A 9,553-nucleotide genomic window follows, 5' to 3' on the forward strand; every position below is an offset into this window, starting at 1 on the left:
TTGAGCTGGCAGGTCAGGCGCGAGTTCTCTTTCGCGTCATAGGCGAAGTCGAGCATGTCCTCTTCCATCGCCTCCTTTTCGGGGAGTTTCGAGGTCCAGGCGGGATCGACATAGACATGGCAGGTCGAGCAGGCGCAGGCGCCGCCGCAATCCGCCTCGATGCCCGGAATGCCGTTGTCCCGGGCCCCTTCCATGACGGTCAGGCCCTCTTCGACATCCACGACATGCTCGGTCCCGCCGAACTCCACGTAGGTGATCTTGACCATGCTCGCAGCCTCCGGCGCCTTGGGTCTTTACCTGGGATCTTGGTCCACTGCCCTATGGTCCGTGATAGGTCGCCCCGACGGATTTCGCCAGCCCCCTGACGCGATCGGGAGGATCCGCGCGTCGTCTATTGCGCAGGGGAAGGGGTCAGTCCGGTCCCGGGAACGCCCCCCGCCTCCGCCGCCTTGCGCTCCAGCCGGCGCACGTAGATCCAGCCGAGCAGGCCCGCGACCAGCCCGACCAGCGCCCCGCCCGCCGCCTGCGCGTAGATCACCCCGTCCGCCCCGTAGGGCAGCGTGGCGAACAGCATCAGCATCAGCGGAATCGCCACCGCGTCGCGCGACCAGTTCACCGCCGTCGACCAGACCGGCCGCCCGAGGCTGTTGAACGCCGCCACCGCCACGAAGGCCGCGCCGGCGAAGAGGAACCCGCCCGCCCCGATCTCCCCGAACGCATGCACCACGTCGGAGCCCTGCTGCGACAGCGAAAACCCCTCCGCGATGGCGTCGGAGGCCACGAACATGATCCCCCACACCACCGCCACATAGCCCGCGCAGAAGATCAGCGCGTCGCGATAGGTGGTCCGAACCCGGTCGAAGCGCCCCGCCCCGTAGTTCTGCCCGACGATCCCGCCGATGGCCGCCGACAGCGCGAAGACCCCGGCGAAGGCGAGCACGGTCATCCGGCTCACCACCGCCCAGCCCGCCACATAGCCCGCGCCATGGGCGGAGATCGCGGCGGTCAGCAGGAAATTCGCCACCGGCGTCGACAGCTGCGTCAGCGCCGAGGGCGTGGCCAGCCGCACGATCGCCGGCAGATCGGCCAGCACCGTCGCCAGCCGCGGCCGCTCCACCAGATCATGCACGATCACCGCGTAGTAGAAGCCCATCCCCGCGGTCCAGGCCCGGGTCAGCGCCAGCCCGCAGGCGGCCCCGGTGATCCCCAGCCCCAGCGCCGGCATCCCGAACACGTCGTCGAAGATCAGGAACGGCGCCGCCAGCGCCACCACGATCCCTGCCGACAGCGTCACATACATCGCCCGCTTCGCGTCCCCCATCGCGCGCAGCACCGACGACCCGAGCATCCCCGAGGCCATCAGCGGCAGCGTCGGCATGGTCACCAGCAGGAAATCCGAAGCCTGCTGATGCACGAACCCCTCCGCCCCCAGCAGGGTCAGCACCCAGCCGCGCATGCCGGTCAGCACGAAGGCCATCACCAGCAGGAACACGAAGGCCGACGACATGACCGAACCCGCGATCCGCCGCGCCCGCGCCTTGTCCCGCGCGCCCAGCGCCCGGCTAACCAGCGCGGTCGCCGCCACGCCGAAGCCCATGCCCATCGCCACGGTGAAGAACTGGATGGTCCAGGCGTAGCCGACCGCCGAAGTCAGCCGCTCGTCCCCCAGCATCGAGACGTAAAGCAGCGTCACGAAATCCACGAGGAACATGAAGGTCAGGCCCAGCGACCCGGTCAGCGTCATCACCGCGACATGGCGCATGGTGGAGCCGCGGGTGAAGCGCCCCTCCTCCGCCAACCCCTTGGGCGCCGGCGCGGCGAGGCTCGGGTTCGGGGTCGCGTCAGGCATGGTCGGCCCCCTGGCCTCTTGAAACCGCCGCCCCCATGCGTCGGCCGGCGGCGCGGCGCGTGAGGGCGGCGCGCATGGTCATTCGGCCGGCGCGATGGGCGTCGCGATCGGCGCCGCGGGCACGGGGGCGCGCACGAACACCGTCTCGCGCCCTTCCTCGGGATGGCGGGGGATCATGCGGGCCAGCACCAGCGAGCTCGCCGCCAGCCCCACCGCCAGCGTGAACACCGCCGAGGGGCTGACCAGCCAAAGGTAGCCGAGCCCCGCCGGCAGGAACACCGCCGCGATATGGTTGATCGTGAACGCCACCGCCGCGGTCGGCGCGATGTCGGCCGGAGCCGCGATCTTCTGGAAATAGGTCTTCAGCGCGAAGGCCATGGCGAACAGCATGTGGTCCACCACATAGAGCGCCGCCGCCGCCCAGGCCGGCCAGTCGAAATGATAGACCCCCGCATAGAGCGCGAAGACCCCGACCAGCCCGGCATATTCCAGCGTCAGCGCCAGCTTCTCGCCATAGCGCCCGATCAACCGCCCGACGAGGGGCGCGAACAGCATGTTGAACATGTAGTTGATGAGGAACAGCGCGGTGACCTCGTGCACCTCGTAGCCGAACTTCTCGACCATCATGAACGCTGCGAAGACCACGAAGATCTGCCGCCGCGCGCCCGAGAAGAACGTCATCAGGTAATAGAGCCAGTAGCGCTTGCGCAGCACGAATTTCTTGATCTGCGGGTGCGGCGCCTCCCAGTTCGGATAGGCGAACCGCGCGAAGATCGCCACCGCCAGCGTGGCCATGCCGCCGACCATGTAGACCGTGTTGTAGTCCAGATCGAAGGCCTTCCACGCCCCCACGATCAGTCCGTAGGCCAGCAGCGAAGCGCCCGAGGCCGCCGCCAGGATCCGCCCCAGCATGCGCGGCGCGTCCTTCTTGGGCAGCCATTGCAACTGCAGGCTCTGGTTCACCGTCTCATAGTAATGAAAGCCGAGGCTGCCGATGAAGGTGGTGATCAGCAACCCGCCGAAGGTCGGGAACTGCGCGGTCAGCGCCGTGGCGATGCCCAGCATGCCGAGCGAGATCAGCGCCAGGGTCTGCTCGCGCACGAACAGGATCACCGCGATCACGCCGATGGCGGCGAAGCCCGGGATCTCGCGCACCGTCTGCAGCCAGCCGATGTCGGAGCCGTCGAAGCCCGCCGCCTCGACCACGAAATTGTTGAGCAGCGCGCTCCAGGTCGCGAAGGCCAGCGGCAATCCCGCGGCCATCACGAGCAGGAGCGCCTCCGGGCGCCGCCAGCGCGGGTAATTCGCAGCTTCGGCGATGGGAACGGGCCGTCTGGTCATAAGGCATCCTTACTCATGCCGCCCGTTCAAGGCGAGCGAAATCGGGCGGAACTCTCGTTCCGCAGTGCGGTCTCAGCTGGGCTCGGGCGACCCGTTCGCTTTGCAGGTCGCATCGAACAGCCGTGTCAGTCCAGGGAGTTGCGACGTCCGCCGGCGGGAGCGCCCTGGGGATCAGGGGGCCCTGGCTCGACGCGCGTCAGGGTCGGATCGCGGGCGGGCTCCAGGGCGGAGTCGCCGGTTCGGTCAGGATGGCGCGCGAACGCGCCTCAAACGCATACGGGCCGCCCAGATCTGGGCGGCCCGCTGAATGGATCGGCCTCGCCTGAGCGAGCGCCGCCTCAGGCGTCGGTCTTCTTCGAGCGACGACGCGCGACGAAGCCCAGCCCGCCGAGCGCAAGGCCCAGCATCGGCAGCGCCGCCGGCAGCGGCACGGCCGAAGTGGCGTAGCCGTCGAGATTGACGACGAAGGTCAGCACGGCCTTCGAGGTCAGCGAGTCGGTCTTGCCCGGCAGCGTGAAGCTGACGTATTTCGGGCCAGAGTTCTCGCCTTCGCCTTCGCCATTCTCGGAATCCGCAGAGATCGAGTACTGCGACAGGACCGTCGGCGTGCCGTTGTTGATGCTCAGCAGCGCGGTGACGGTGGCGTTCGAATAGGCGCTCTCGCTCAGAAGGTCGTCGACGCTCGTGCCCAGAAGCAGGGACACGCTGGCCGTGAACTTCGCGTCAACCGAGTTGGCTTCCCGGTTGTAGAAGTACATGCCGATGCTCCAGGTCCCGCTGGTGGAGACCTCGGACTTGCCGCCCGCCGCGTCGGCGGTGCCCGACAGCGTCGTGGACGCGCTGATCACCTTGCGGTCGACGGTGTTGGAATAGACCGTGTTGTAGACGGACGACACCGGCACGAAGGAATGCGTCGTCGTCCCCTCGTTTTCGAGGATGTTCTCGCTCGGCGCGGCCAGCTGGCCGCCGATCGCATAGGACGACGTCGAATTGCTGACATATGTCGCCGGCTTCCACCCCTTGCCGTACCCAGCCCCACCGAAAGCCGACACCTGGATGTCCGCCGTCGCGCTGTAGCTGGCAAGGGCATTTGCGGCCTGGGCGGACATCAGAGCGACTGTCGTCGCGATTCCGGCCCCTACCGCAAGTGTCTTAAGACCCCGCATCTCAAGCTCCGTTTCAATTAAGCGACCGAACGCTGTTTTCCCAAGCAGGAGGGCGATTCACGTCGCGGTCCCACACTCACGGGATTTTTTAGCAGAGTTGGCGACGTCTGGGAACCCTGCCATTCAGAAAACGTTAGCCAAGAGAGGCCCCGAAACCGCGGGAACCCCTTCCCGGCGGACCCGATCCCGGCTAAATGCGCCGGATGACCGCAGAAACCTCAGCCCCGTCGAACCGCATCCTCGCTCCGCGTCCCCCTTCCGTCGGAATGGTGTCGCTGGGCTGCCCCAAAGCCTTGGTGGACAGCGAGCGGATTTTGACCCGATTGCGCGCCGAAGGCTACACGATATCACCGGATTACGCAGGGGCCGACGCGGTCATCGTCAACACCTGCGGCTTCCTCGATTCGGCTCGCGCCGAATCGCTCGAGGCCATCGGCGAGGCGCTGGCCGAGAACGGCCGCGTCATCGTCACCGGCTGCATGGGCGCCGACGAGGCCTCGATTCGCGAAGCCCATCCCAAGGTGCTCGCCGTCACCGGCCCTCATCAGTATGAACAGGTGCTCGACGCCGTTCATCTGGCCAACCCCCGGCCGCACGAACCCTTCCTCGATCTGCTCCCCCCCCAGGGCCTCCGCCTCACGCCCCGCCACTACGCCTGGCTGAAGATCTCGGAGGGCTGCAATCACAAATGCGCCTTCTGCATCATCCCCCAGCTGCGCGGCAAGCTCGCCTCCCGCCCGGTCCGCGCCGTGCTGCGCGAGGCCGAGAAGCTGGCCGAGGCCGGGGTGCGCGAGCTCCTCGTCATCTCCCAGGACACCTCCGCCTACGGCCGCGACCTCCGCCACGCGCCGGGCGACTGGCGCGGGACCGAATACCGCGCCCATATCAAGGACCTCGCCCAGGGCCTCGCCTCGCTGGGCCTGTGGACCCGCCTCCACTACGTCTATCCCTACAAGCAGGTCGACGACCTGATCCCCCTGATGTCGCGCGCCGCCTCGCCCGCCGGCCTCCTCCCCTATCTCGACATCCCCTTCCAGCATTCCCATCCCGACATGCTGCGCCGCATGGCCCGCCCCGCCGCGTCCGAGGACACGCTGGAGCGCATCCGCACCTGGCGCGGCATCAACCCGGACCTCGCCATCCGCTCGACCTTCATCGTCGGCTTCCCCGGCGAGACCGAGGCCGAGTTCGAGCATCTGATGGGCTGGCTGGAGGAGGCGCGTCTCGATCGCGTCGGCTGCTTCATCTACGAGGACGTCAAGGGCGCCCCCGCCAACGCCCTTGCGAACCACGTCGACCCCGAGGTGGCGGCCGAGCGTCACGCCCGCTTCATGGAGGTCTCGGCCCGCATCTCCGCCGAGAAGCTCGCGGCCAAGGTCGGCACGCGGGTCTGGGCGATTCTCGACGAGGTCGAAGAGGACGAAGCCACCGGCCGCACCGTGGCGGATGCGCCGGAGATCGACGGCCGGATCTTTGTCGAGGGCGAGGGCCTCAAGGTCGGCGACATCGTCGAGGTCGAGGTGACGGGCGCCGAGGAGCATGATCTTTGGGGGGAGGCATGAAATTTCGTTTTTGCATGCGCCGTTAAACGGCCCATAGTAAAGTTGCGCCTAGCGTGATTAAGGCAACGCGTCGGCCGAGGAGGGCAGGGCCGTGGAACTGAAAGTGAGCATTGCCATCGCCGCTCGCAACTTTTACGGCGGAGACAATCCATCCGCTGAAGACTTCCTCGGCCAGCTCCGTGATTTGTTGGAAATAATCAATGGCCTCGAGTCGTCGATCTCCGACGAATCGACCCCCAAAATAGTATGGCGGATTACAGACGCCCATCAAAATAGTCCCGTAGCAATCGAGTTGACGGCGGCCCCTCGTGATCATGGCGTTGATATAAGCCGTCGAGCCGAGCTTGTGCTTAATACAGCCTCGAGTGGAATTTTAAGCCTACAAAAAAGCGGCGAACGACCGCCATATTTTAGCGATGCGGTCACGAAGAAATGCGAAATGCTATTTATACGTACGGAGTCTGAATTTGACTTCACTTCCATTCAATTTTCCACTTCGACTGAAGCGGTCAAAATACAAATTGACCGCGATTATGCGCGGAAAGCGCGTAGGAATATTGAACAAATACTCAACCCACCAAGTACGCCCTATCGTGAAATCGGATCTGTCGAGGGATTCATTCGCAGAGTCGAACGAGATGGCTACGGTCGACCCGTTTTACGCATTCGCACGCGAATAGAAGAACAAGACGTGAAGTGCGTCGTCTCTGGTGCCGCGTTGGATCGCCTTGGCCATGTGGAAGTTGGCGAGATATGGAGCGGCATGCGCGTTAGGGTATTTGGCGATATTTACTTTAAGACACTAGGATCGATAGACAAAATTTCAGTTGACTATGTGCAAATATTTGAGGCGGACTCTAAGCTCCCATCCATAGACGACATTCTTGATCCAAATTTCACCGATGGACAAGAAAGTGTCTCTTATCTCGCGAGGCTAAGAGAGGATGAATAAACCGGTACGGCTCTACTGGGATGCGTGTGCTTGGATTGCCTATATCTCGCAAGAGGTTCTTACACTTGAAAACGGTCATACCGAAAACCGATTTGCAGATTGCCGTCATATTTTAAAGCTCGCTGAAAAAGGCAGGGCTGAGATAGCCACATCGGCCTTTACGTTAGCGGAGGTGTGCAAATCTCCAAATATTCGCAGCAGCCCATCAATCAATTTAGCCGGATTTTTTGATCGATCTTACATTTTAATGATACCCTTGGACACCTTTGCGGGCAGAAAAGCGCAATCCCTACAGATCTCAGGTATTTCCGGCCTGAAGCCAGCCGACGCTGTACATGTAGCATCCGCATTTATTGCTAAGGTGGATCACATGCACACTTATGACAGGAAGCTTCTGGGCCTAAACCTCAAAATAGACGGTCGAGATGGATCACCAATGTCGATTGTTAAGCCAGGCACGTCAGAGTTACCCGCTCCACTCCTTGAAGCTGATTGAGGCGGGTAGGACGGGCGCCAGCCCGCCACCCCGCCCTCGCCCCCTCTCACCGCCGCGCCCGAAACCCCTCCAGAATCGCATAGTCCCGCAGCACCGCATTCACCCGGCGCCCATAGTTCGGCCCCAGCCTGCGGAACCATTTCGCAACGTCCTCGTCCAGCCGCAGCGTCACCCGCGCCTGTTTCGGCCGCACCGGGACCTTGCGCGTCGTCGCAGACCAGGCCTCGCGCAGCACGGTCTCGATCGCCCGCTCGCGCGCCCGGAATTCCTTCCAGGCGGCCCACTTCTTCATCTCGGCCTCGCCCTGCTCCATCACGCGGAGCGCGGCCTTGTAGTCGCCCTGGTCCGAAAGCGACATCGCCCGGTCCATCCAGGCGATGGTGTCGTAGTTCTCCCCGTCGAAGCTCGGGTCGTAGTGGTCCTCGTCATCCTCGGTCATGCGCGCGCCTCCCGGTTCCGCCCCCGGTCCCGCGCCCGATCCTCCCCGAAAACCATTCCAATCCGATTAAAACCCGACGGAAACCCTAGGCATACGCCCGGTGCACGCCCGGTGCACGCATGTCACCCCCCTCTCGCGCCCCCTCGACGCCGCCCTCGCCGAGGCGCATGATGCGCGCCGCAAGCGAGATCGCGCGCGGCCCCGAGCCCGGAGGCCGCACCCCGGCGCGCCCTCCGCCGCCCAGGCCATCCGGCCCCGCGCGGCCCAGTCCGGCGAAGGCTAAGACCATGGCCAAGGGCCAGAAACGCACCAACAAGGAAGTGAAGAAACCCAAGCAGGTGAAGGCGCCGCCGGCGGCTGTCGCGCACCCGCTGACCGCCAGGCTGCTGGAATCTCAGGCCAAATCCGGCAAGAAGTGAGGCCGGCCGCGTCTCCCCGGGCATCGCTGTCCGGGGAGACGACGCGGGCTCAGTAGCCGAAGGCCTCGTTCGGGGTCCAGTCGAAGTCGTCGCCCGGGCCCGCCCATTCCATCAGCAGGCACGAGCTCGAGGACCGCTGGAACCACGTCGCCTCGAGCGCGTACCAGCCCGGCTCCGGCACCTCGTATTCCGCCTTCCAGCCGAGCGTCGCGCAGGCGTGGCGGCCGTCGTGCTCGTAAACCTCCACCCCCCCCACCGACAGTCTCACCCCGTCATTCGACTGCAGCCGGATCTTCCAGAGCCCCGCCCTGTCGAAGCGGATGTAGCCCGAGATGAAGGCCGCCACCTTCTCCGCCGCGTCGGAGGTCAGCGCCTTCTGGCCCTGCGCCGTGTCGGGATAGTCGAAGCCTGCCAGAGGCTTGCCGAGCGTGGCGTTGCCCCGCAGACCTTCGGCCTGGTCGAGGAACTTGATGTCGGGCGGATAGGCGTAACGCACCTCCAACCCGGGCTTCAGACCCTCGGGCTGGGGATCGGCGCGGGTCAGCGCCTGCGCCGCCGCCTCCGACCAAGCGCCCGCCGCCCAGCCCGTCCCCAGCGCCAGAAGCGCCGCCGCGATGCCCCGTCCCGTGCCCCGTCCAATGCCGCGTCTCATGCCGAACCCCCAAACGTTCTCATAAAGAACCGGCCCCGAGGCTAGAAGCCCGCGCGCCCCGCGCCAATGGTTTTCGCACAATGCGGCGCGGAAACCGGACCCGGCCGCGCGCGGCCTTGTATGGGTTGGGGAAACGCGCTTGGGTGGCGGTCGGGCATGGGCGAAGGGGGCAGGCGGATGGCGAAGATCATCGTGTTCGCACAGCAGAAGGGCGGCGCGGGCAAGACCACGCTGCTGGTGCAGACCGCCGTGGCCATGGCCGCGCGGGGCCTCACCCTGGCGCTGGTCGACCTCGACCCGCAGCGCAGCCTCGCCCGCTGGGCCGAGATCCGCGACGACCCCGAAATCCCGGTCGACGCCGCCCCCGACTGGCAGGCGGGATCGGCGCTGCGCCGGGCCGCGAAGGCCGCGTCGCATGTGCTGGTCGACTGTCCGGGCAACGCCGACATCCTGCTGCGCGCCGCGGTGCGCCAGGCCGATCTGGTGGTGATCCCCTGCCAGCCCTCGCCGATGGACGCCTGGGCGACCGGGGCCACGCTGGAAATGTGCGCCAGGGAGAAGACCCGCGGCGTCATCGTGCTCAACCGCGTGCCGCCGCGCGGCGGCGCGATGGAGGACACGTTGCGGATGCTCGCCGAGACCGGGGCCGACATCGCCCCCACCGCGCTCGGCAACCG

At 65.7% G+C, this 9,553-nt stretch carries 11 protein-coding genes; 5 read left to right on the forward strand and 6 right to left on the reverse strand.

Features of this window, described 5'->3' with window-relative positions; genetic code table 11:
• The 4 genes from ACTB72_RS18115 to ACTB72_RS18130 all read right to left on the reverse strand — a co-directional run.
• Positions 1-266 (reverse strand): 2Fe-2S iron-sulfur cluster-binding protein (locus tag ACTB72_RS18115; protein ID WP_463038411.1); only part of this gene is annotated, 266 nt, incomplete at its 3' end.
• A gap of 125 nt (positions 267-391) precedes the next feature.
• Positions 392-1,849: an MATE family efflux transporter gene (locus tag ACTB72_RS18120; RefSeq protein WP_463038412.1), complete on the reverse strand. Its 1,458-nt coding sequence runs from the start codon at positions 1,847-1,849 to the stop codon at positions 392-394.
• A 78-nt stretch (positions 1,850-1,927) separates the two neighbouring features.
• A complete protein-coding gene (locus tag ACTB72_RS18125) occupies positions 1,928-3,190 on the reverse strand; it encodes an MFS transporter (RefSeq protein WP_463038413.1) in 1,263 nt (420 codons plus the stop codon).
• Positions 3,191-3,528: 338 nt separating this feature from the next.
• Positions 3,529-4,299, reverse strand: a complete 771-nt coding sequence (locus tag ACTB72_RS18130) for a VPLPA-CTERM sorting domain-containing protein (protein ID WP_463038414.1) — start codon at positions 4,297-4,299, stop codon at positions 3,529-3,531.
• A 251-nt stretch (positions 4,300-4,550) separates the two neighbouring features.
• Here ACTB72_RS18130 and rimO point away from each other — a divergent pair, with 251 nt between their 5' ends.
• The 3 genes from rimO to ACTB72_RS18145 all read left to right on the forward strand — a co-directional run bounded on the left by rimO (position 4,551) and on the right by ACTB72_RS18145 (position 7,366).
• Complete coding sequence (gene rimO, locus ACTB72_RS18135; RefSeq protein ID WP_463038415.1) at positions 4,551-5,918, forward strand: 30S ribosomal protein S12 methylthiotransferase RimO; 1,368 nt, start codon at positions 4,551-4,553, stop codon at positions 5,916-5,918.
• 91 nt (positions 5,919-6,009) lie between these two features.
• Complete coding sequence (locus tag ACTB72_RS18140; RefSeq protein WP_463038416.1) at positions 6,010-6,870, forward strand: hypothetical protein; 861 nt, start codon at positions 6,010-6,012, stop codon at positions 6,868-6,870.
• Positions 6,863-7,366, forward strand: a complete 504-nt coding sequence (locus ACTB72_RS18145) for a type II toxin-antitoxin system VapC family toxin (RefSeq protein WP_463038417.1) — start codon at positions 6,863-6,865, stop codon at positions 7,364-7,366. Before ACTB72_RS18140 ends, ACTB72_RS18145 begins: the two co-directional genes overlap by 8 nt.
• A 46-nt stretch (positions 7,367-7,412) precedes the next feature.
• Here ACTB72_RS18145 and ACTB72_RS18150 read toward each other — a convergent pair whose 3' ends face one another.
• Positions 7,413-7,805 carry a BrnA antitoxin family protein gene (locus tag ACTB72_RS18150; protein WP_463038418.1) on the reverse strand — a complete coding sequence of 131 codons (393 nt, stop codon included), beginning with the start codon at positions 7,803-7,805 and terminating at the stop codon, positions 7,413-7,415.
• Positions 7,806-8,092: 287 nt separating this feature from the next.
• Here ACTB72_RS18150 and ACTB72_RS18155 point away from each other — a divergent pair, with 287 nt between their 5' ends.
• Positions 8,093-8,224, forward strand: a complete 132-nt coding sequence (locus ACTB72_RS18155) for a hypothetical protein (protein ID WP_463038419.1) — start codon at positions 8,093-8,095, stop codon at positions 8,222-8,224.
• 49 nt (positions 8,225-8,273) lie between these two features.
• Here the strand turns inward: ACTB72_RS18155 and ACTB72_RS18160 are convergent, their stop codons facing one another.
• Positions 8,274-8,876, reverse strand: a complete 603-nt coding sequence (locus ACTB72_RS18160; protein ID WP_463038420.1) for a PA14 domain-containing protein — start codon at positions 8,874-8,876, stop codon at positions 8,274-8,276.
• A 177-nt stretch (positions 8,877-9,053) separates the two neighbouring features.
• Between ACTB72_RS18160 and ACTB72_RS18165 the strand changes: the two genes are divergently transcribed.
• The coding region (locus tag ACTB72_RS18165) for a division plane positioning ATPase MipZ (RefSeq protein WP_463038421.1) at positions 9,054-9,553 on the forward strand (500 nt) is incomplete at its 3' end.

It is taken from the genome of Albimonas sp., assembly GCF_055129145.1.